The sequence below is a fragment of the Mycobacterium sp. pV006 genome (genome assembly GCF_041287115.1).
In the GTDB taxonomy this organism is placed as follows: domain Bacteria; phylum Actinomycetota; class Actinomycetes; order Mycobacteriales; family Mycobacteriaceae; genus Mycobacterium.
The window spans coordinates 650,815-671,270 of the sequence record NZ_JBGGKT010000001.1 but is presented as its reverse complement, the minus strand read 5'-3'; the positions used below and the strand labels follow the sequence as shown (position 1 = coordinate 671,270).

The window sequence follows — 20,456 nt, the reverse complement described above, 5'->3', positions numbered from 1 at the left end:
AGGCCCTAGGACTGCTGCGGTGCGGACGGGGTTTCGGGTTCGAACCACAACGCTGACAGCGGCGGCAGCACCATCACCGCCGAGGCGGGACGGCCGTGCCAGGGCTCGTCGGTGGCCTCGACCGCGCCCATGTTGCCGATGCCCGAGCCGTGGTAGACGTCGGAGTCGGTGTTGAGCACCTCGCGCCACACCCCGGCGTGGGGGAGGCCCAGCCGGTAGCGGGAGTGCTCGGAGCCCGAGAAGTTGAACACGCACGCCATCATCGATCCGTCATCGCCGAAGCGCAGGAAGCTCAACACGTTGTTGGCCGAGTCGTTGGCGTCGATCCACGAGTAGCCCTCGGGCTTGGTGTCGCGCGACCACAGCGCCCGCCGCTCGCGGTAGATCGCGTTTGCGTCACTCAGCATCCGCAGGATGCCGTCGGAGAAGCCCTGCTCGTCGAGCTGGAACCAGTCCACGCCCCGTTCCTCGGACCACTCGGCACGCTGACCGAACTCCTGGCCCATGAACAGCAACTGCTTACCGGGATGCGCCCACTGATAGGCCAACAGGCTCCTGATCCCGGCGGCCTTCGTATGGTCGTCGCCGGGCATCCGCCCCCACAGGGTGCCCTTGCCGTGGACGACCTCGTCGTGGCTGATCGGCAGCACGTAGTTCTCACTGAACGCGTACAACATCGAGAACGTGATCTCGTGATGGTGATAACTGCGGTGGATGGGGTCGCGCTTGATGAACTCCAGCGTGTCGTTCATCCAGCCCATGTTCCACTTCATCGAGAAGCCGAGACCGCCGAGATTGGTCGGCCGCGTGACCCCGGGCCACGACGTGGATTCTTCGGCGATCGTGACGATGCCCGGGTTGATCTTGTGCACTGTCGCGTTCATCTCCTGAAGGAACTGGACCGCCTCCAGGTTCTCCCGGCCGCCGTAGATGTTGGGCGTCCAGCCGCCGTCGGGGCGCGAGTAGTCCAGATAGAGCATCGAGGCGACGGCGTCCACGCGCAGCCCGTCGACATGGAACTCCTGCAGCCAGTACAGCGCGTTGGCCACCAGGAAGTTGCGGACCTCCGCCCGTCCGAAGTCGAAAACGTAGGTGCCCCAGTCCAATTGTTCGCCGCGGCGGGGGTCGCCGTGTTCGTAGAGGGCGGTGCCGTCGAACCGGCCCAGTGCCCACGCGTCCTTGGGGAAGTGGGCGGGCACCCAGTCGACGAGGACGCCGATGCCCGCCTGGTGCAGCTTGTCGACGAGATACCGGAACTCGTCGGGAGTGCCGAAGCGCGAGGACGGCGCGTAGTACGACGTCACCTGGTAACCCCAGGATCCACCGAACGGATGCTCGGCGACAGGCAGCATCTCGACGTGCGTGAAGCCGTGTTCCACAAGGTATTCCGTGAGCTGCTCGGCGAGTTCGACGTAGCTCAGCCCGGGCCGCCAGGAGCCTAGGTGGACCTCGTAGGTGCTCATCGGTTCGAAGACCGGGTTGCGCAGGGCGCGCGCCGACATCCACTCGTCGTCGTTCCAGGTGTAGTCGGCGGCGAACACCCGTGACGCCGTCTGCGGCGGCACCTCGGTGGCGAACGCCATGGGGTCGGCCCGGTCGGTGACCGCGCCGTCGGCGCCGTGCACCCGGAACTTGTAGAGACCGCCGTCGGGGAAGCCCGGCCAGAACAACTCCCACACGCCGGTCGAGCCCAGCACCCGCATCTGCGCTTCGTCGCCCCAGTGGTTGAAGTCACCGATCACGCTGACGCCCTTGGCATTCGGCGCCCAGACAGCGAACGACACGCCGTCGACAACACCGTCGGCGGTGGTGAAGCTCCGGGGATGGGCCCCGAGCACCTCCCAGAGCCGCTCGTGGCGCCCCTCGGAGAACAGGTGCAGATCCATCTCGCCGAGGGTCGGCAGGAATCGGTACGCGTCGGCGACGGTGTGCACGAAGGCCGAGTCGTCCTCGGAGTAACTGATCTCGAGGCGGTAGTCGAGCAGGTCGGTGAACGGCACCGCGACCGCGAACAACCCGGCTTCGACGTGGGTCAGCGGATACCGCGTGCCGCCGATGAGTGCGTTGACCTTGGCCGCGTGCGGCCGGTAGACGCGGATGACGGTGTGGTCGTCGTATTCGTGGGCACCGAGGACCGAGTGCGGGTCGTGGTGCTCGCCGGCGAGCAGCCGGTTGAGGTCAGCGGTGTGGGGCCGCAGATGCGGGCTGTCGACGGTGTTGGTCACGCCGGACGCGTTGGTCATTGGTCACTCCCTACGCAGCAGGTTCAGTCGTTGGTCAGCGGGGATCTGCGGCATGTTCAGCACGTGGGCCACCGCTCGGGCCGGCTCCAACCGCACGTAGTTGGCCTGGCCCCACTGGTATTCCTCACCGGTGATCTCGTCACGCACCCAGAACCGTTCCGGCTGCTCCATCCCCAGCGCACCCATGTCCAGCCACAGGGTGCCCTCCTCGGGGCCGAACGGGTTGAGCGTCACCACCACCAGCACCTGGTCGCCGGACACCGGGTCGAACTTGCTGTAAGCCAGCAGCGCGTCGTTGTCGACGTGGTGGAACGTGATCCCTCGCAGCTGTTGCAGTGCCGGATGGACGCGCCTGATCTCGTTGAGCCGGGTGATGAACGGTTCCAGGGATTCACCGTCGGCCATCGCGGCTTCGAAGTCGCGGGGTCGCAGTTCGTACTTCTCCGAGTTCAGGTACTCCTCGCTGCCCTCCCGCACCGCGCGGTGTTCGAACAGTTCGTACCCGGAGTACATGCCCCACGTCGGACTCATCGTCGCGGCGAGCACGGCACGGATGGCGAACATGCCGGGCCCGCCGTGCTGCAAGCTCTCGTGGAGGATGTCGGGGGTGTTGACCCACAGGCTCTGCCGCGCATAGTCGGCGTGCTCGGCCAACTGCTCACCGAACTCGGTGAGCTCCCATTTGGCGGTGCGCCAGGTGAAGTACGTATAGGACTGCGTGAAGCCGAGTTTGGCCAGACCGAACAAGCGGGCCGGGCGGGTGAACGCCTCGGACAGGAACAGCACGTCGGGGTCGATGTTCTTGACCTCGCCGATCAGCCAGGCCCAGAAGTTCGGTGGCTTGGTGTGCGGATTGTCGACCCGAAAGATCTTGACGCCGTGAGAGATCCAGTACTTGACGACCCGCAGCACCTCTTCGTACAACCCGGCGGGGTCGTTGTCGAAGTTGAGCGGGTAGATGTCCTGGTACTTCTTCGGCGGGTTCTCGGCGTAGGCGATGGTGCCGTCGGGCAGCACCGTGAACCACTCGGGATGGTCACGGGCCCACGGGTGGTCGGGCGCGCACTGCAACGCGAGATCGAGGGCGACTTCCAAACCCTCGTCGCGCGCGGCGGCGACGAAGTCGTCGAAGTCCTCGATCGTGCCGAGATCGGGGTGAACCGCGTCGTGGCCCCCCTCGTCGCTACCGATGGCCCAGGGGGAGCCGACGTCATGGGGGCCGGCGGTGACGCTGTTGTTGCGGCCCTTGCGGTGCACCTTGCCGATCGGGTGGATCGGTGGCAGGTAGGCGATGTCGAAACCCATCCGCGCGATGCGGGGTAGCGCCTTGGTGGCGGTGGCGAAGGTGCCGTGCACCGGGTTGCCCGCGGTGTCCCATCCGCCGGTGGAGCGCGGGAAGAACTCGTACCACGAGCTGAACCGGGCCAGCGGACGATCCACCCAGACCCCGTACTGCTGCCCCCGCGTCACCAGCTCGCGCAGCGGATGCCGATCGAGCAGTTCGGTCAGCTCGGGAGCCAGCGCTGCGCCGGCTCGATAGAACGGATCGCCGGGTTCGCGCAGGCGCGCGGCCGCTTCGGCCAGCGGGTACCGGTCCTGCCGGGGGATCCCGGTCGCGGCGCGCTCGAGCAGCTTGGCCCCGACCAACAGGTCGTTGTCGAGTTCGCCCTCGCTCTGTCCGGCCTCGAGCTTGGCGGTCACGTTCTTACGCCAGGTCGCGATCGGGTCGCCCCAACCGTCCACCCGGAACGTCCACAGACCCACGGCGTCCGGCGTGAAGTGACCGTGGAAGACGTCGGGGGTGCGACCCGGGGCCATCGGCAACGTGGCGGGGCGCACCCGCGGGGACGCGCCGACCACCTCGTCGATCGGCACGGCCTCGGGCGACCGCGTCCGGCCCGGAGGCTCGTCGGCCAACGCCGGGTACGTCGCTCCGTGATGGCGCACCACCAAGGTGGCAGCCACGGCGTCATGACCCTCGCGCCACACGGTGGCGGTCACCGGTACCACCTCGCCGACGACGGCCTTCGCCGGGAATCGTCCGTTGGACACCACAGGCGCTACGTCGTCGATCTCGATACGACCGGCGGTCACTGGCCACCACTCCCTACCACTCGTCCGTGTCCGCGATCCGTGCCGCGGTATGTCGCTGCTGGTGTCGCTCACAGCCGGCGTTCGGCGCTGAACCCCGCGCAACCTCGTGATGCGGCCTATACCCACCGTAGTGTCGCGCTCAACCACGGGGAGCGCTTGCGAGTTCCGGATGACCGCTCACCGCCCCAGTCGGTCGCGATGTCAGTAAGGTGAACGTGCGTGAAAGCTCTTCGCAGGTTCACCGTCCGTGCACACCTCCCCGCCCGCCTGACCGCGCTCGAAAAGCTGTCTGTCAATCTGCGGTGGTCGTGGGACAAACCGACCCAGGACTTGTTCGAATCCATCGACCCGAATCTGTGGGCGGAGGTCGGCGCGGATCCCGTCGGCCTCCTGGGGCAGGTGAGTCCGGCGCGACTGCAGGAACTCGCCGACGACGAGCCCTTCGTGGCCCGGCTCGACGGTCTGGCCGCCGATCTCGACGACTATCTGACGCGCCCGCTCTGGTATCAGCAGCTGGCCGACCGCACCGACGGAGACGGCGAGGTCACCCTGCCCAACGGGATCGCCTACTTCTCGATGGAGTTCGGTGTGGCCGAGGTGCTGCCGAACTACTCCGGTGGTCTGGGCATCCTCGCCGGTGACCACCTGAAGTCGGCGTCGGATCTGGGGCTGCCACTGATCGCGGTCGGTCTGTACTACCGCTCCGGCTACTTCCGTCAGTCGCTGACCGCCGACGGGTGGCAGCACGAGAACTATCCGCTGCTGGACCCCCAGGGACTACCGCTGCGGTTGCTCACCGGTGCCGACGGCAAGGCCGTGTTGATCGACCTCGCGCTGCCCGGCGGGGTGACGTTGTGCGCACGGATCTGGATCGCCCAGGTCGGACGCATCCCGCTGCTGCTGCTCGACTCCGACATCCCGGACAACGACCACGACCTGCGCGGGGTGACCGACCGGCTCTACGGCGGTGATCAGGAACACCGGATGCGTCAGGAGATCCTCGCCGGGATCGGCGGCGTCCGGGCCATCCGGGCGTTCACCGCGATCGAGGGGTTACCCGCCCCGGAGGTCTTCCACATGAACGAAGGGCACGCCGGGTTCCTCGGGGCCGAACGCATCCGCGAGTTCATCGAGGCCGGTCTCGACTTCGACACCGCGCTGACCGTCGTGCGGTCCTCGACGGTGTTCACCACCCACACCCCGGTGCCCGCGGGCATCGACCGCTTCCCGCTGGATCTGGTCGAGCGTTACTTCGGCGCCGAGGACGACGCGGGTTCGCGCCTGCTGCCCGGTGTGCCGCTGGAGCGCATCCTGTCCTTCGGCGCCGAGGACGATCCGTCGAAGTTCAACATGGCGCATATGGGTCTGCGGCTGGCGCAACGCGCCAACGGCGTCTCGTTGCTGCACGGCCGGGTCAGCCGCGAGATGTTCCGCGACCTGTGGCCCGGCTTCGACGCCGCGGACGTGCCGATCGGGTCGATCACCAACGGGGTGCACGCGCCGACCTGGGCGGCGCCGCAGTGGATGGAACTGGGCCGCCAACTGCTGGGCAGCGAAGACCTGACGTCGTTGCGCGAACCGGAGACCTGGAGCGGGCTCAACCGTGTCGAACCCGGGACGTTGTGGCAGATCCGGTCGGAGTTGCGGGCCGAACTGATCGACGACGTCCGTGCCCGGCTGCGACGGTCGTGGTTGGAACGGGGTGCGCCTCCCGCTGAATTGGGCTGGACGGCAAGCGCATTCGACCCGTCTGCGTTGACCATCGGGTTCGCGCGGAGGGTGCCGACCTACAAGCGCCTGACGCTGATGCTGCGCGACCCGGAGCGGCTCGCGGCCCTGCTGCTCAACCCCGATCGGCCCATTCAGCTCATCGTCGCGGGCAAGTCGCACCCCGCCGATGAGGGTGGCAAGGCCCTGATCCAGCAGATCGTGCGCTTCGCCGACCGTGAGGATCTGCGGCACCGCATCGCGTTTCTGCCCGACTACGACATGTCGATGGCGCGCAAGCTCTACCACGGTTGCGATGTGTGGCTGAACAATCCGCTGCGTCCGCTGGAGGCCTGCGGTACGTCGGGGATGAAGAGCGCGCTCAACGGTGGGCTCAATCTGTCGATCCGCGACGGCTGGTGGGACGAGTGGTTCGACGGCAACAACGGCTGGGAGATCCCGACCGCCGACGGACTGACCGACGAGAACCGGCGCGACGATCTGGAAGCCGCCGCGCTCTACGACATCCTCGAACGGGCGGTGGTGCCGCGGTTCTACGACCGCGACGAGCACGGCATCCCGGTGCGGTGGGTCGAGATGGTCCGCCACACGCTCGAGGTGCTCGGTCCCAAGGTGCTCGCGTCGCGCATGGTGCGTGACTACGCCGAGAAGTACTACCTACCCGCGGCTCGTGCACTCCGCCTCGCCGTCGAGTCGGGCCGGACTGCGGCATACGACGCGCCCTTCGGCGCGGCGCGTGAACTCGCCGATTACCGGCGCCGTGCCGCGCAGGCCTGGCCCGGCGTGCGAGTCGCCGAGGTGGACAGTTCCGGTCTGCCGGACACACCGCTGCTCGGTTCGGAGATGACGCTGACCGCCCTGGTCCACCTCAACGGACTGCGGCCCGACGAGGTCTCGGTGCAGGCCCTGGTCGGTCGCGTCGACCCGAGTGACACGCTGGTCGATCCGGTCACGCTGCGCATGACCTACGCGGGGACCGCCGATGACGGGGCGGAGATCTTCGCGTCGACCCAACCGTTACCGGTGACGGGTTCGGTCGGCTACACGGTGCGGGTGCTGCCCCACCACCGGTTGCTCGCCGACGACAACGAACTCGGGCTCGTCAGCTTCGCGTGACCTCAGCGCTGCAGGTCGCCGTCGACGGCGGTCCGTACCAATTGACCGCGGGTCCCGACGGTGCGATGTGGGTGACCTTGGCGCACACGGGTGCCGTCGCACGTGTCACCTCAGCGGCGGAGGTGACGGTGTTCCCGGTCAGTCCGGACAGTCGGCCGGCGGTCATCACCGCTGGACCCGACGGTGCGCTGTGGTTCGCCTGCACCGGTGCCGACCGGATCGGGCGGATCACCACCGACGGCGAGCTGGACAGCTTCGCGCTGTCGCCGGGGAGTCACCCCTACGGCATCACCGTCGGTCCCGACGGCGCGCTGTGGTTCACCTCGATGGGCTCCGGGACGGTCGGACGGATGTCGGTCGACGGGGAACTCACCGCCGAGTACCGGATCGGTGGCGCTCCGTCGATGATCGTCACCGGACCCGATCACGCGTTGTGGTGCACCCTCAACCAGACCGGCGCGATCGGCCGGGTGACCGTGACGGGCGAGGTGACTGTCCGCGAAACGCCCACGCGTGCTTCGGGTCCCGTAGGAATCACAACGACCCACGACGACACGGTCTGGTTCACCGAGATCCAAGCCGAGCGCCTGGGCCGCATCCCGATGCACGACGCGATCCAGGAGATCGAGCTGCCCGGTAAGCCGCACGCGGTGGTTGCTGATCCCGACGACGGGGTGTGGGTCACGTTGTGGGGTTCGAGTCAGCTCGCCCGGGTGAGCGGTGAGGGGGAGATCGTCGTGCTCGACCTGCCGCCGGACTGCGAGCCACACGGTCTGGCCGTCGATGCCGACGGCGCCGTGTGGGTGGCTCTGGAAGCCGGCTACGTGATCCGCCTGCCCGGCTGAGCCCGAGATGACGACTCCCCGACTCGCGCGTCAGCCGTCGCGCTAAGTTGCTTAGCGTTGCTCATAACCGGAGAGGGTGCGCGGTGGCTGGGTGGGTCGTGCTGCGACGTGGTGTCACAGCTGGTGTGGTCTGTGCTCTGATCGGCAGTTGGCTGGGTGCGCCCGCCGGTGCCCAACCTGCGCCGGCACCCGGAGACCCGCTCGTCGCCGCCGACGCAGGGGTGCCGCCGCCCCCGGACGGAGTGATCGAGTCCACGCCGCCGGCGGTCACCGAGACCCCGGACGGATGGCGCCTCGAACTCGGCGCCAAGGACGAGACCCAGGCGCCGATCGCCCCTCTGACCACCGCCCTGTCATCCCGGGAGTATGTGGTCGGCGGCACCTACACCGGGTCGTTGAGCGGTCCCGGCGACCAGGCCTCGCCGGAAGGCCGGCTCGAAGTCGGCTACGAGATCGGCTGCGGCATCGACATGAGCACGTCCAACGGTGTGGCGATCACCGGGACCGCCGCGATCAATCCGTCGATCGGGTTGATCGGCACCGACTTCCTGTCGCCGTTCCCGGACGGGGTCGTCCCGGGACTGGGCGGCACGCTCGGAGGTGGTGTCACGGTCGGTCTCAAGCCCGGTTTCGTCAACGTGATCAAGGTGACCAGCAAGGAGTTCACCGGTGCGGACCCGTGGGTGATGGTGAGCAACTTCCGGGTGAAGATCGACGGTTGTGTCGGGGAGTCGTTCATCCGGTCGTATGCGTTCCTGACCCGGGCCACCGCGCAGTCGGAGGCGATCCTGGCGTGGTACGGGGTCACCAAACGGATCTGATCAGGTGAACCGCGCAAAGCAGCGGTCGGTGTCACCGAGCACGCCGACGCGGAACGCGTCGATTCTGGAGAAACCCGACGGCACGGAATCCCCGTTGACGTCGCTGGCAGCCAGACCATTGGTCAGCAGGCCGGACACCGCCTCGTCGACGTCGCCGGCCGTGAGGATGACGGCGTCCTGGCCAGGGGTGTGGAGTTCGGCGGTCATCTTCGCCGTCGCGACCCCGGTCAGACACGCGGTGCGCAGCGCCGCCGCGGCGGTGTCGAGTGCGACGCCGCCGCGTTCGTGCTGGAGCGCGAGCATGAACCGGGACACCAGAACCGAATAGGCCGCGTTGTCCCCGCTGGGCAGTGCGCCCGTCTCGGGCAGGTGCGCCTGCCCGCCGAGTTCACCCAGACCGTCGAGGTCCACCACCACGCTGTTGGTGGCCGGACAGAACGACACCGGCGGGCTGAGCCGGGCGTCCGCGCAGCCGCCGTGCTCGGGGGTGAAGCGCAAGGCCGGCGGGGTGCGCGGATTGAACAGCACCGTCATCGCCTCGGCGACGGCGTGCACGGATTGCCGGGTCACCGGGAGTTCACCGGTCTGACTGTCGGTGAGCAGCACCGGCAGATCGCCTCGGCGCTGGGCGATTTCACCGGGATCGATCGACGCGCACACCGCTGGACCGTCGGTGAAGCCGAACTGGAAGGCCGACACCCGCTCGAAGGCCGAGCCGTGTTCGTTCACGCCGACGTCGAAGTCGTCTTCGTGCAGGACCGGGTCCCGGAAGGCGACGACTCCGGCGAGTACGGTGTTCAACCCGTCACCGGTGTCGAGGGTGAAGCGCGGTGAGTTGCCCTCGGCGACCCATCGCAGGTAGGCGCCCGAGAAGCAATCGGCTTGCTGTTCGGCGACCAGTGTCTCGCTGTCCTCGGTGGTCAGTCCTGCCTGCCGCGACACGGCGTGGCCGTACTCGTGGGCGAGCACCATGGCCACGCCCATGTCGCCGAAGGTGGCCTGCAGCGCCGGCATCATCGAACCCCGGTCCCATCCGATCGTGCGGTCGGGATAGCAGTACGCGGCGTTGACCAAGGCGAAGGTGATCTCACCGCAGAACTGACCGTCGAACCCGGCGGCATCCCACGACACCACCTCGGTGACGGGATCGAACGGACCTCCGAACGCGTCGGAGTAGCGCGTCTGCCAGAACTGTTCGACGTCGGCGACCGCGTGGCCGGCCAGCGTGTCGATCTCGCTGCCGTCGGAGCCGACAACGAGACGCGTGGGGGGTGGCGCATCCGCCCGTAACCCGCTGGGACCGTCGGTCGCCGGCATCCCGGCGACCGAGAACGGGTCGGCGAACACCGACACCGGCTGCCCCGTCAATGCGGTGGTGCACCCCGCGGCTGCGGCCACCACCGCCGTTGCCACCGCGAGCACCCGACGGGACATCACCCGCGGACCGCCTCGGGGCGGGAGCGTAGCCGCTGCAGCGCGGCGCGCACCGCGGCGCCGTCGGTCGTGGTCCAGAACGGCGGCAGCGACGCGCGCAAGAAACCTCCGTAGCGGGCGGTGGCCATCCGCGAGTCCAGAACGGCGACCACGCCACGGTCGTCGACGCGGCGCAGCAGTCGGCCCGCACCCTGGGCCAGCAGCAGCGCGGCGTGGCCGGCCGCGACCGCCATGAACCCGTTGCCGCCGCGGGCGGCGATGGCGCGCTGGCGGGCGGTCAGCAGCGGATCGTCGGGACGCGGGAACGGGATCCGATCGATCAGGACGAGCGACAGCGACGGTCCCGGTACGTCGACGCCCTGCCACAGCGACAACGTGCCGAACAGTGAGGTCTGCTCGTCGCCGGCGAAGCGGGCCACCAGCGCGGCAGTGGTGTCCTCGCCCTGGCACAGCACCGGAAGGTCGAGGCGTTCGCGCATCACCTCGGCGGTCGCCCGCGCGGCCCGCATCGAGGAGAACAATCCCAACGTCCGGCCATCGGCCGCAGCGATCAGCGTGGCGATCTCGTCGAGTTGCTCGGCCGACCCGGTGCCGTCGCGGCCCGGCGGAGGCAAATGCGCAGCGACATAGAGGATTCCGGCCCGCGGGTGGTCGAACGGCGAGCCGACGTCCAGCCCTCGCCAACGCACCGCCGGCTCGCCGCCCGCCAGGCCCCAACCGGCGGCCATCGCATCGAAGTTGCCGCCGATGGTCAGGGTGGCCGACGTCAGGACCGCGGTGGCCCGGCCGAACAACCTGCTGCGCAACAGCCCCGCCACCGACAGTGGCGCCACCCGCATCACGGCACGGACCCCCGACCTGGCGTCTTCGCTGTGCTCCACCCACACCACATCGGTGCGCTCGGGGATGGCGGGGGAGAACGAGTCCAGGATGCGGGCGGCGGTGTCGGCGATGTCGGAGAGCGCCGTCGAAGCCTCGGAGCGAGCTGCGGCGGTCTTCGGATCGTTCGGCGAGGTGTCGACCGCGGTGCGGGCGGCCTGGGCGGCGTCGCGCAGCAGGGTCAGGTAAGAGGACATCTCCTCGTCGAGGGTGTCGATGCGGCCGGGCCGCGCGTCGAACAGGGCCGACGTGAAGGTGGCGGCCGCTGCGTCGAGCCGGTCGGCCAGTTCGGGACCGATCAGACGTGACGCGCGGCGCTGGGCCACTCCGAGTGCTGTCGCGGTCAGTTCGGCCGTCGCAGCGGACGTCACCCTGTCGACGAGATCGTGTGCCTCGTCGACGACGAGCAGGTCGTGTTCGGGCAGGACATTGGCGCCGCCGATGGCGTCGATGGCGAGCAGCGCATGGTTGGTCACCACGACGTCGGCCCGCGCGGCACGGTCGCGGGCGCGTTCGGCGAAGCAGTCGGTGCCGAACGGGCATCGCGACACTCCGATGCACTCCCGGGCCGACACGCTGACCTGGCTCCAGGACCGGTCGGGCACACCGGGGACCAGATCGTCGCGGTCACCGGTGTCGGTGTCCGAGGACCATTCGGTCAGCCGGGCCACATCGCGCCCCAGCGCGCTCGCGGCCACCGGCGAGAACAACTCCTCTTGCGGTCGGTCGTCGGGTTCGGTCAGGGCGGCCGCACCATTGTGGATCTTGTTCAGGCACAGGTAATTTCCACGACCCTTCAGCAGCGCGAACTCCGGCCGGCGGGGCAGCGCGGGAGTCAGGGCCTCGGCCAGCCGCGGAAGGTCGCGGTCGACGAGTTGACGTTGCAGCGCGATCGTCGCGGTCGACACCACGACCGGTTGTTCGGCGGTCAGTGCGTGGGCGATCGCGGGCACCAGGTAGGCCAACGACTTCCCGGTTCCGGTCCCGGCCTGCACGGCGAGGTGCTCACCGGTGTCGAACGCGCGCGCGACAGCCTCGGCCATGGCGATCTGCCCCGTGCGTTCGGAGCCGCCGAGCGCCGCGACGGCGGAGGCGAGCAGCCGGGTGGTTTCGGTACTCACGGCGCTCACCGTGGGGGCGCCGGAGCGATCAACCGGGTCGGGATCGCGGGCTCGCCCTTGGACAGGCTCAGCCCGTCCCACGGCAGCCGGGTCAGGCCGTCGGCCACCCGCTCGCGTGCGCTGCGCAACGTCAGGTCGGCCACCGGTTCGCCGCCACGCACCAACGGCGTGGTCAGCGGGTGGGCCTTCAGACCGTCGGGGGGGTCGGGCGGCACTCCGGCGGGGTGGACGACCTCTTCGACAACGGTGCCGGTGTCTCGTGCCAGCCGCAGCGCTTCCTTGCGTCCACCGTGGGACTGTTTGTGCGCACTGCGTTTCTCCACTGGGACGCCGTCGACCTCGACCAGCTTGTAGACCATGCCCGCGGTCGGCGCACCGGACCCGGTGACCACCGACGTGCCGACGCCGTAGCTGTCGACGGGCTCGGCGCGCAACGCCGCGATCCCGAATTCGTCGAGGTCACCGGAGACCACGATGCGGGTCTCGGCTGCCCCCAACGCGTCGAGTTGCCGACGGACCTGGCGTGCCAGCACCCCCAGGTCGCCCGAGTCGATGCGCACCGCACCCAGGCGTGGACCGGCCACCTCGATCGCATGCTCCACACCGGCGGTGATGTCATAGGTGTCCACCAGCAACGTGGTGTCGACCCCCAGCGCGGCGACCTGTGCTCGAAATGCGGCCTTCTCCCACTCGGCGCGCGACTGCCCGGGGGTCGTGTGCAACAGCGTGAACGCGTGGGCGCTGGTGCCCAGCGCGGGCACCCCGTGGCTGCGCTGGGCCTGCAGGTTCGACGATCCGGCGAAACCGGCCAGGTAGGCCGCACGGGCGGCGGCCACCGCCGCCTGCTCGTGTGTGCGTCGGGAACCCATCTCGATCAGCGGCCGGCCGTCGGCGGCGCTGACCATCCGGGCAGCTGCCGAGGCTACGGCGCTGTCGTGGTTGAGGATCGACAGCGCAAGGGTCTCGAGGACCACGCATTCGGCGAAGGTGCCGTGCACCGCCAGCACGGGAGAACCGGGGAAGTACAACTCGCCTTCGGGGTAACCGTCGATGTCCCCGGTGAAGCGGTAGGACCGGAGGTAGTCGAGAGTGTCCCGGTCGCAGAAAGCGGCCAGATCGTCGAGGAGTTCGGCGTCGAATCGGAACTGCGCCAAAGCATCCACGAAGCGGGCGGTCCCGGCGGTGACTCCGTAGCGCCGCCCGTCGGGCAGGCGCCGGGCGAAGACCTCGAACGTGGTGCGCCGGTGGGCCGTACCGCCGTGCAGAGCTGCGGACAGCATCGTCAGCTCGTATTTGTCGGTCAGCAGCGCCGAAGACGACGAAGTCACAGGCCAACCGTATCGGTTCGGAGCGTGACTGTGCCCCCGGTATTCTGGCCGCATGGTCACACCGGCGCAGGCCCGACCGGGAACCCGGGAGGACACCGGAGTCGAGGAAGAGGTCGCCACCGACGCCCCCTGGGTGACCATCGTGTGGGACGATCCGGTCAACCTGATGACCTACGTGACCTACGTCCTGCAGAAGCTCTTCGGCTACAGCGAGCAGCACGCGACCAAGCTGATGCTGCAGGTCCACAACGAAGGCAAGGCGGTGGTGTCGGCGGGCAGTCGGGAATCGATGGAGGTCGACGTGTCGAAGCTGCACGCCGCGGGGTTGTGGGCGACGCTGCAACAGGATCGCTGACCCGCTGTGCGCAAGTGGAAGCGGATCGACGGCGCCCGAGGTGTGAGGTTCCGGTCCACGCTGGCTGCCCACGAGGCCGAGTTGCTGCGCAGCCTGGTGATGTCGATGACCGGCATGCTCGACGAACGCGCCGGGTCTGCTCCGGTGGACGAACTGTCCCAGATCACCGGGATGCGCATCGGTAATTCGGAGCCGCCGCAAGACGACACGATGAAGCGGATCCTGCCGGACTTCTACCGTCCGGCCACGGAGCACCCGGCCGGATCGGGACCTGCCGAAAGCCTCAACGGGGCGCTGCGCAGTCTGCACGAGCCTGAGATCATCGACGCGAAACTGCAAGCGGCGCAACGGTTGCTGGACACCGTCCCGGCCGGCGGGGGCAAGATCGAATTGTCCGAGGACGACGCACACGCCTGGGCCGCGGCGGTCAACGACGTCCGACTGGCGCTGGGCACCATGCTCGAGATCGGCCCGGATGGCCCCGACCGGTTGCCGTCCGAGCATCCGATGGCGGCACACCTCGACGTGTACCAGTGGCTGACCGTCCTGCAGGAGTACCTGGTGCTCGCGCTGATGGCGGACCGGTGAGCGGCGCCATCACCGATGTCGGCGGTATCACCGTCGGCCACCACCACCGACTCGACGACGATGCTCAACTGGGTTCCGGATGGGCCACCGGCACCACCGTCGTGCTGACCCCGCCCGGCACGGTCGGCGCCGTCGACGGCCGCGGGGGCGCCCCCGGCACCCGGGAGACCGATCTGCTCGAACCCAGCAACTCGGTGCGCCACGTCGACGCCGTCGTGCTCACCGGCGGCAGCGCGTACGGGCTCGCCTCCGCCGACGGCGTGATGAACTGGCTCGAAGAGCAGCAGCGCGGCGTGGCGATGGACGGCGGCGTGGTGCCGATCGTGCCCGCGGCGGTGATCTTCGACCTTCCGGTCGGAGGGTGGCAGTGCCGACCCGACGCCGCATTCGGCTATCGGGCCGCCCAGGACGCCGGCCGCGACGTCGCAATCGGCACGGTCGGAGCGGGGGTGGGTGCGCGTGCCGGCGTGCTCAAGGGCGGCGTCGGGACCGCGTCGATGACGCTGGAGTCCGGGGTCACCGTCGGGGCGCTGGTGGTCGTCAACTCGGCCGGCGACGTCGTCGACCCGGCAACCGGGCTGCCGTGGACCGCTGCCCAGATCGAGGAGTTCGCGCTGAAACCGCCGCCGGTCGAGCAGCTGGCCGCCTACGCCGACCGGCACGCCGAGCTCAGCCCGCTGAACACCACCATCGCGGTCGTCGCCACCGACGCCGCTCTCAGCAAGGCCGCCTGTCGCCGGGTGGCGGTGGCGGCCCACGACGGCCTGGCCCGCACCATCCGGCCGTGCCACACCCCGCTCGACGGCGACACCGTCTTCGCGCTGTCCACCGGTGCCGTCGAGGTCGTGCCGGACCCGACCACGCCTGCCTCGATGACGCCCGAACTGTCGCTGGCCGCCGCGGTCAGCGCCGCGGCGGCGGACTGTCTGGCCCGCGCGGTGCTGGTCGGAGTCCTGGCCGCCGAGTCGGTGGCAGGAATACCCACCTACCGTGGCATGTTGCCCGGAGCATTCGGGTGAGACGCTCCCGACGCGTCAGGCGCTGAGAAAGGAACTGTGCAGTGTTGGTGATTCGTGCCGATCTGGTCGACGCGATGGTCGCTCATGCGCGCGCCGACCATCCGGACGAGGCGTGCGGGATCCTCGCCGGACCTGAGGGCTCCGACCGGCCCGAACGGTTCGTCGCGATGATCAACGCCGAACGGTCGCCCACGTTCTACCGGTTCGACTCCGGCGAGCAACTGAAGGTGTGGCGGGAGATGGAGAACAACGACGAGGCGCCCATCGTCATCTACCACTCCCACACCGGCACCGAGGCGTACCCGAGCCGTACCGACATCAATCTCGCGTCCGAACCCGACGCCCACTACGTGCTCATCTCCACGCGCGACCCCGACGCCCACGAACTGCGCAGCTATCGCATCGTGGACGGCGTCGTCACCGAAGAGCCCGTCACCATCGTCGAGCAGTACTGAGAACTCAAAGGAGACCTTGCATGGCTGTTTCTGTGTCCATCCCCACGATCCTGCGCACCCACACCGGCGGCGAGAAGCGCGTCTCGGCCTCGGGAGCCACCCTGCAGGCGGTCATCGCCGATCTGGAGTCGAACTACTCGGGCATTTCTGAGCGCCTCATCGATGACGGGAAGTTGCATCGCTTCGTCAACATCTATGTCAACGACGAAGATGTCCGCTTCTCCGGTGGCCTCGACACCGAGGTGGCCGACGGCGACACGGTGACGATCCTGCCCGCCGTCGCCGGCGGCTGAGCACGCCCCCGATGACCCGCTACGACTCGCTGCTCGACACCCTGGGCAACACCCCATTGGTCGGGTTGCCGCGGCTGTCGCCGCGGTGGACGTCCGAGGACGGCGCGCCGCACGTGCGGCTGTGGGCCAAACTCGAGGACCGCAACCCGACCGGTTCCATCAAGGACCGGCCGGCGCTGCGCATGATCGAGGACGCCGAGCGGGACGGGGTGCTGCGACCCGGCGCCACCATCCTCGAGCCGACGAGCGGCAACACCGGGATCTCGATGGCGATGGCCGCTCTGCTCAAGGGCTACCAGATGATCTGCGTGATGCCGGAGAACACGTCGATCGAGCGTCGACAGCTGCTCGAACTCTACGGCGCGCGCATCATCGACTCGCCCGCCGAAGGTGGCTCGAATACCGCGGTGGCACACGCGAAAGAGCTTGCGGCGCAGAATCCTTCGTGGGTGATGCTGTACCAGTACGGGAACCCGTCCAACGCTGCTGCGCACTACGACGGCACCGGCCCGGAGTTGCTGGCCGATCTGCCGGAGATCACCCACTTCGTCGGCGGGCTGGGCACCACGGGGACATTGATGGGCACCGGACGATTCCTGCGCGAGCGGGTACCGGGTGTACAGATCGTGGCGGCCGAACCGCGTTACGGCGAGGGCGTTTACGCGCTACGCAACATCGACGAGGGCTTCATTCCGGAGCTCTACGATCCTGACGTGCTCACCACCCGGTTCGCCGTGGGCTCCTACGACGCGGTGCGCCGCACCCGCGAACTCGTGCAGATGGAGGGCATCTTCGCGGGGATCTCCACGGGCGCGATCCTGCACGCCGCGCTGGGCATGGCGGCCAAGGCAATCAAGGCGGGCGAACGCGCGGACATCGCGTTCACCGTCTGCGACGCCGGTTGGAAGTATCTGTCCACCGGTGCCTACAGCGGTAGCCTGGACGACGCCGAGGATGCGTTGGAGGGACAGCTGTGGGCATGAATCTCCAGGACACCCAACACGGTAAGAACCGGCCCACCTGGGTGGTCGGCGGCCTCACGATCGTCAGCTTCGTGGCGCTGCTCTACGTCGTGGAGATCATCGACACGGTGCTGGGGAACCGCTTGGATCAGGACGGCATCCGCCCGTTGCAGACCGACGGTCTGTGGGGCATCCTCTGGGCGCCGCTGCTGCACGGCGGGTGGCCACACCTGATCGCCAACACCGTGCCGGCGTTGGTGCTCGGCTTCCTGATGACGCTGGCCGGAATGGGACGCTTCATCGCCGCCACCGCCATCATCTGGGTGCTCGGTGGCTTCGGTACGTGGCTGATCGGCAACATCGGGGTGCACTGTCCCTACGTGGGGGTGCAGTGCACCACCACCCATATCGGGGCGTCCGGGCTGATCTTCGGATGGTTGACGTTCCTCATCGTGTTCGGGTTCTTCACCCGCACGGTGTGGGAGATCGTCGTCGGGGTCATCGTGGCCTTGGTGTACGGCGGCGTCCTGCTCGGCGTGCTGCCGGGGACCCCCGGGGTGTCCTGGCAGGGCCACCTCGCCGGCGCGGTCGCCGGTCTGGTCGCCGCCTACGTCCTCTCGGGCCCCGAGCGCAAGGCCCGGGAATCCCGACGCCACCGTCCGGCGCCGCAGACCCGGATATGAGGCGCCGGTGACCGACCCACAGGCACCCATCGGGATCTTCGACTCGGGTGTCGGCGGCCTGACCGTCGCCCGCGCGATCATCGACCAGCTGCCCGACGAAGGCATCGTCTACGTCGGAGACACCGGTAACGGACCGTACGGTCCGCTGGCCATCCCGGAGATCCGGGCGCACGCTCTGGCGATCGGCGATGATCTGGCCGGCCGCGGGGTCAAGGCCTTGGTCATCGCCTGCAACAGCGCGTCGTCGGCGTGCCTGCGGGATGCCCGCGAACGGTATGCGCCCATACCGGTGGTGGAGGTGATCCTGCCGGCGGTGCGCCGCGCCGTCGCCACGACGCGCAGCGGACGCATCGGCGTCATCGGCACCGCCGCGACCATCGCGTCGGGGGCCTACCAGGACGCCTTCACCGCGGCCCGCGATGTGGAGGTCTTCGCCACCGCCTGCCCGCGCTTCGTCGACTTCGTCGAACGCGGGGTGACCAGCGGCCGGCAGGTGCTGGGGCTCGCCGAGGGATATCTCGAACCCTTGCAGCGCGCCGGCGTGGACACCTTGGTGCTGGGCTGCACGCACTATCCGATGCTGTCGGGACTGATCCAACTCGCGATGGGGGACGGGGTGACGCTGGTCTCCAGCGCCGAGGAGACGGCGAAGGACCTCCTGCGGGTGCTCACCGAGCGGGACCTGCTGCGTCCGCATCCCGAAGACGGCACCGCCCCGCATCGGGTGTTCGAGGCGACCGGCGACCCGGAGGCCTTCACCACTCTGGCGGCCCGATTTCTCGGTCCGACACTGGACCGGGTTCGGCCCGTGCACCGTCACGTTCACAGCCCCGGGTGATCTGTGTCAGTGAAACCGTCGATGTTTTCGTCAGAGTGGTGACGGGCATGGCAAGCTAGTGGGCGTGCGAATCACCGTACTCGGTTGCTCCGGCAGTGTTGTCGGTCCTGATTCGCCCGCCTCCGGGTATCTGGTGACCGCGCCGGACACTCCCCCCCTGGTTCTCGACTTCGGCGGTGGGGTTCTCGGCGCGCTGCAGCGCCACGCCGATCCGAACGACGTCCACGTGCTCCTGTCGCACCTGCACGCCGACCACTGTTTGGATCTGCCCGGCCTTTTCGTGTGGCGCCGCTACCATCCGACGCCCGCGACCGAGCGGGGCGTCATCTACGGCCCCGCGAACACCTGGACCCGGTTGGGGGTGGCGAGTTCGCCGGAAGGCGGCGAAGTCGACGATTTCACCGACATCTTCGAGATCCGGCACTGGATCGACAACGAGCCGGTCCAGATCGGCGCGCTCACCGTCGTGCCGCGGCAGGTGTGCCACCCGACCGAGTCCTACGGCATGCGCATCACCGACCCGTCCGGCGCCACGCTGGTCTACAGCGGCGACACCGGTTACTGCGATGCGCTGATCGACCTGGCCCGCGATGCCGATGTCTTCCTGTGCGAGGCCTCGTGGACTCACTCGCCGGACCGGCCGCCTCGGCTGCACCTGTCGGGCACCGAAGCCGGCCGGGCGGCCGCGCAGGCCGGGGTCTCGGAGTTGCTGCTCACCCATATCCCGCCGTGGACCTCCCGCGAGGACGTCATCAGTGAGGCGAAGGCCGAATTCGACGGGCCGGTGCACGCGGTGGTCTGCAACGAGACCTTCGAGGTCGCACGGACGGAGCGTGCGGAACAGACCCGCTAGGGTTGGGCCGTGTCCACACGAGAAGACGGCCGCCAGGACCACGAGCTACGGCCGGTCACCATTACCCGCGGTTTCACCAGTCATCCGGCTGGCTCCGTGCTGGTGGAGTTCGGCGAGACCCGCGTGATGTGCACCGCGAGTGTCACCGAAGGCGTGCCGCGCTGGCGCAAAGGTTCCGGGCAGGGCTGGCTGACGGCCGAGTACGCGATGCTGCCCGCCGCCACCCACGACCGTTCCGACCGCGAATCGGTCAAGGGTCGCGTCGGTGGTCGTACCCAGGAGATCAGTCGCCTGGTCGGTCGGTCGCTACGGGCGTGTATCGATCTGGCGGCCCTGGGCGAGAACACCATCGCCATCGACTGCGATGTGCTGCAGGCCGACGGAGGAACCCGCACCGCGGCCATCACCGGGGCCTACGTCGCCTTGGCCGATGCGGTGACCTATCTGTCGGCCGCCGGGAAGCTCTCCGATCCTCGTCCACTGTCGTGTGCCATCGCCGCCGTGAGCGTCGGGGTGGTCGACGGGCGCATCCGGGTCGACCTGCCCTACACCGAGGACTCCCGCGCCGAGGTCGACATGAACGTCGTCGCCACCGATACCGGCACCCTCGTCGAGATCCAGGGCACCGGCGAGGGCGCGACGTTCCCGCGGTCGACGCTGGACAAGATGCTCGACGCGGCGATGGCGGCCTGCGACGAATTGTTCGAGGTGCAGCGCGCAGCACTGGAGTTGCCGTATCCCGGGGCGCTGCCGGAGTCGACCGAACCGCCGAAGAAGGCGTTCGGAAGCTGACCGGGCTTG

Annotated in this window: 18 protein-coding genes; 13 read left to right on the top strand and 5 right to left on the bottom strand. The window is 68.8% G+C overall.

Features of this window, described 5'->3' with window-relative positions; translation table 11 throughout:
* Positions 1–5 precede the first annotated feature (5 nt).
* Entirely contained in the window at positions 6–2,243 is a 2,238-nt protein-coding gene (gene glgB / locus ACAG25_RS03185) for a 1,4-alpha-glucan branching protein GlgB (RefSeq protein WP_370486803.1), read from the bottom strand.
* A 3-nt stretch (positions 2,244–2,246) separates the two neighbouring features.
* Positions 2,247–4,337 carry an alpha-1,4-glucan--maltose-1-phosphate maltosyltransferase gene (locus tag ACAG25_RS03180; RefSeq protein ID WP_370486802.1) on the bottom strand — a complete coding sequence of 697 codons (2,091 nt, stop codon included), beginning with the start codon at positions 4,335–4,337 and terminating at the stop codon, positions 2,247–2,249.
* Between the two features lie 219 nt (positions 4,338–4,556).
* Here ACAG25_RS03180 and glgP point away from each other — a divergent pair, with 219 nt between their 5' ends.
* The 3 genes from glgP (at position 4,557) to ACAG25_RS03165 (ending at position 8,847) form a co-directional block, all read left to right on the top strand.
* On the top strand, positions 4,557–7,181 hold the full coding sequence (glgP, locus tag ACAG25_RS03175; RefSeq protein ID WP_370486801.1) for an alpha-glucan family phosphorylase: 2,625 nt from the start codon (positions 4,557–4,559) through the stop codon (positions 7,179–7,181).
* A gap of 65 nt (positions 7,182–7,246) precedes the next feature.
* A complete protein-coding gene (locus ACAG25_RS03170; protein ID WP_370486871.1) occupies positions 7,247–8,026 on the top strand; it encodes a virginiamycin B lyase in 780 nt (259 codons plus the stop codon).
* A gap of 98 nt (positions 8,027–8,124) precedes the next feature.
* Positions 8,125–8,847, top strand: coding sequence for an MspA family porin (locus ACAG25_RS03165; RefSeq protein WP_370486870.1), 723 nt, complete (start codon positions 8,125–8,127; stop codon positions 8,845–8,847).
* Here the strand turns inward: ACAG25_RS03165 and ACAG25_RS03160 are convergent, their stop codons facing one another.
* From ACAG25_RS03160 to ACAG25_RS03150, 3 genes are read right to left on the bottom strand one after another with little or no spacing between them, the layout of a single operon-like run.
* Positions 8,848–10,281, bottom strand: a complete 1,434-nt coding sequence (locus ACAG25_RS03160; RefSeq protein ID WP_370486869.1) for a neutral zinc metallopeptidase — start codon at positions 10,279–10,281, stop codon at positions 8,848–8,850.
* Positions 10,281–12,281 carry an ATP-dependent DNA helicase gene (locus ACAG25_RS03155; protein ID WP_370486800.1) on the bottom strand — a complete coding sequence of 667 codons (2,001 nt, stop codon included), beginning with the start codon at positions 12,279–12,281 and terminating at the stop codon, positions 10,281–10,283. The genes ACAG25_RS03160 and ACAG25_RS03155 overlap by 1 nt, the downstream gene beginning before the upstream one ends.
* Positions 12,282–12,286: 5 nt before the next feature.
* Positions 12,287–13,663: a nicotinate phosphoribosyltransferase gene (locus ACAG25_RS03150; RefSeq protein ID WP_370486799.1), complete on the bottom strand. Its 1,377-nt coding sequence runs from the start codon at positions 13,661–13,663 to the stop codon at positions 12,287–12,289.
* On the opposite strand from ACAG25_RS03150, the gene clpS reads away from it, so the two are divergent.
* The 10 genes from clpS to rph are packed head-to-tail and all read left to right on the top strand — an operon-like array spanning position 13,662 to position 20,447.
* Positions 13,662–13,964 carry an ATP-dependent Clp protease adapter ClpS gene (gene clpS / locus ACAG25_RS03145; protein WP_370486798.1) on the top strand — a complete coding sequence of 101 codons (303 nt, stop codon included), beginning with the start codon at positions 13,662–13,664 and terminating at the stop codon, positions 13,962–13,964. The two genes, ACAG25_RS03150 and clpS, sit on opposite strands and share 2 nt — an antisense overlap.
* A 6-nt stretch (positions 13,965–13,970) precedes the next feature.
* Complete coding sequence (locus ACAG25_RS03140) at positions 13,971–14,552, top strand: DUF2017 domain-containing protein (RefSeq protein WP_370486797.1); 582 nt, start codon at positions 13,971–13,973, stop codon at positions 14,550–14,552.
* Positions 14,549–15,571: a P1 family peptidase gene (locus tag ACAG25_RS03135; protein WP_370486796.1), complete on the top strand. Its 1,023-nt coding sequence runs from the start codon at positions 14,549–14,551 to the stop codon at positions 15,569–15,571. Before ACAG25_RS03140 ends, ACAG25_RS03135 begins: the two co-directional genes overlap by 4 nt.
* Positions 15,572–15,612: 41 nt before the next feature.
* Positions 15,613–16,026: a Mov34/MPN/PAD-1 family protein gene (locus ACAG25_RS03130; protein WP_370486795.1), complete on the top strand. Its 414-nt coding sequence runs from the start codon at positions 15,613–15,615 to the stop codon at positions 16,024–16,026.
* Positions 16,027–16,046: 20 nt separating this feature from the next.
* Entirely contained in the window at positions 16,047–16,319 is a 273-nt protein-coding gene (locus ACAG25_RS03125; protein ID WP_370486794.1) for a MoaD/ThiS family protein, read from the top strand.
* 11 nt (positions 16,320–16,330) lie between these two features.
* Entirely contained in the window at positions 16,331–17,302 is a 972-nt protein-coding gene (locus tag ACAG25_RS03120) for a cysteine synthase (RefSeq protein ID WP_370486793.1), read from the top strand.
* Positions 17,299–17,964: a rhomboid family intramembrane serine protease gene (locus ACAG25_RS03115; RefSeq protein ID WP_370486792.1), complete on the top strand. Its 666-nt coding sequence runs from the start codon at positions 17,299–17,301 to the stop codon at positions 17,962–17,964. The genes ACAG25_RS03120 and ACAG25_RS03115 overlap by 4 nt, the downstream gene beginning before the upstream one ends.
* 7 nt (positions 17,965–17,971) lie before the next feature.
* Positions 17,972–18,802: a glutamate racemase gene (gene murI / locus ACAG25_RS03110; protein WP_370486791.1), complete on the top strand. Its 831-nt coding sequence runs from the start codon at positions 17,972–17,974 to the stop codon at positions 18,800–18,802.
* A gap of 58 nt (positions 18,803–18,860) precedes the next feature.
* Positions 18,861–19,655 carry a cyclic nucleotide-degrading phosphodiesterase gene (locus ACAG25_RS03105; protein WP_370486790.1) on the top strand — a complete coding sequence of 265 codons (795 nt, stop codon included), beginning with the start codon at positions 18,861–18,863 and terminating at the stop codon, positions 19,653–19,655.
* Between the two features lie 9 nt (positions 19,656–19,664).
* Entirely contained in the window at positions 19,665–20,447 is a 783-nt protein-coding gene (gene rph / locus ACAG25_RS03100) for a ribonuclease PH (RefSeq protein WP_370486789.1), read from the top strand.
* The last annotated feature ends 9 nt before the right edge of the window (positions 20,448–20,456 follow it).

Coding starts and splice junctions, on each gene's coding strand:
- glgB (WP_370486803.1), bottom strand. CDS start 2,243: ATGACCAACGCGTCCGGCGTGACCAACACCGTCGACAGCCCGCATCTG.
- ACAG25_RS03170 (WP_370486871.1), top strand. CDS start 7,247: ATGTGGGTGACCTTGGCGCACACGGGTGCCGTCGCACGTGTCACCTCA.
- ACAG25_RS03160 (WP_370486869.1), bottom strand. CDS start 10,281: ATGTCCCGTCGGGTGCTCGCGGTGGCAACGGCGGTGGTGGCCGCAGCC.
- clpS (WP_370486798.1), top strand. CDS start 13,662: ATGGTCACACCGGCGCAGGCCCGACCGGGAACCCGGGAGGACACCGGA.
- ACAG25_RS03150 (WP_370486799.1), bottom strand. CDS start 13,663: ATGCGGCCAGAATACCGGGGGCACAGTCACGCTCCGAACCGATACGGT.
- ACAG25_RS03125 (WP_370486794.1), top strand. CDS start 16,047: ATGGCTGTTTCTGTGTCCATCCCCACGATCCTGCGCACCCACACCGGC.
- ACAG25_RS03120 (WP_370486793.1), top strand. CDS start 16,331: ATGACCCGCTACGACTCGCTGCTCGACACCCTGGGCAACACCCCATTG.
- ACAG25_RS03115 (WP_370486792.1), top strand. CDS start 17,299: ATGAATCTCCAGGACACCCAACACGGTAAGAACCGGCCCACCTGGGTG.